The organism is Nonomuraea aridisoli, assembly GCF_003236395.1.
GTDB classification, from domain to species: domain Bacteria; phylum Actinomycetota; class Actinomycetes; order Streptosporangiales; family Streptosporangiaceae; genus Nonomuraea; species Nonomuraea aridisoli.
Genome location: NZ_POUD01000588.1, coordinates 1 through 1,042, shown reverse-complemented (window position 1 = coordinate 1,042; position 1,042 = coordinate 1). Strand labels below are relative to the sequence as shown.

Sequence of the window (1,042 nt, the reverse complement as noted above, 5' to 3'; positions counted from 1 at the left end):
GCCCGCCCCGCCCCAGGGACCGCAGCACCCGGTAGTGGCCGATCCACTGCGGCTCGCCCGGCGGCCGCTGGTAGGACGGCGCGGTGGTGCGCTGCCGCAGCTCGACCGGTTGGTACGCCGGCCGCCTCGGCCGCGCGCGCACCATGAACGGCACCAGCACCGCCGAGTGCACGACACCCCCGAACCAGCTCAGGAGCAACCCCAGCGTGAACAGCACGGCGAGGTCGTCGGGCGCCTCGGCGTCGGCGTACAGGAGGGCTCCGAGCGTGAACGAGCCGATCGCGATCAGGTAGATCGACGCGGCGAGGGCATGCCAGACGCTGCGCATCCAGTAGGCCGCGAACCCGATGGAGAACGGGGTCGCATAGCCGCACGTGACCAGAGGCAGGCAGGCCCACGCGATGGCGGCGGCCCACGCGGTGCCACTGGGACGGACAGGATGGCTGTGCTGCATGGCGGAGAGACTATCGCCATGGCTTATCCCATATCGGGCATGCGCACAGGTTGTGGATAACTCCTCCCCGGCCTGTGGACAGCTGTGGAAAACCTGGGGACAACGCGCTGGCGCATTCACCTGGGCGGTCAAGTGCGCCATGATGTTGGTGTGGGGCGTATACCGGGAGTCGGGCTTGCAAAGGGGCTGTCCATCACCCTTCGCCACATGCTGCGCAAATCGGTTACGCAGCAATATCCCGAGGTGAAACCGGATCTGCCGCCGCGTAGCCGGGGCGTCATCGCGCTGGTCGAGGAGAACTGCACCTCGTGCATGCTGTGCGCCCGTGAATGCCCCGACTGGTGCATCTACATCGACTCCCACAAGGAGACGATCCCCGCCCCCGAAGGCGGCCGTCCCCGGCAGCGGAACGTCCTCGATCGCTTCGCCATCGACTTCTCGCTGTGCATGTACTGCGGGATCTGCATCGAGGTCTGCCCGTTCGACGCCCTCTTCTGGTCCCCCGAGTTCGAGTACGCCGAAGGCGACATCCGCAACCTCATCCACGAGAAGGACAAACTCGCCGCCTGGACCCCGACGGTCCCGCCC

Annotated in this window: 1 protein-coding gene and 1 pseudogene; one reads left to right on the top strand and one right to left on the bottom strand. The window is 67.4% G+C overall.

Annotated features, from left to right (window positions below):
• A pseudogene (locus C1J01_RS48270) lies at positions 1 to 454 on the bottom strand (hypothetical protein); the annotation flags it as partial.
• Positions 455 to 697: 243 nt separating this feature from the next.
• On the opposite strand from C1J01_RS48270, the gene C1J01_RS48265 reads away from it, so the two are divergent.
• On the top strand, positions 698 to 1,042 hold a 345-nt coding region (locus C1J01_RS48265), incomplete at its 3' end, for a 4Fe-4S binding protein (protein ID WP_235855170.1).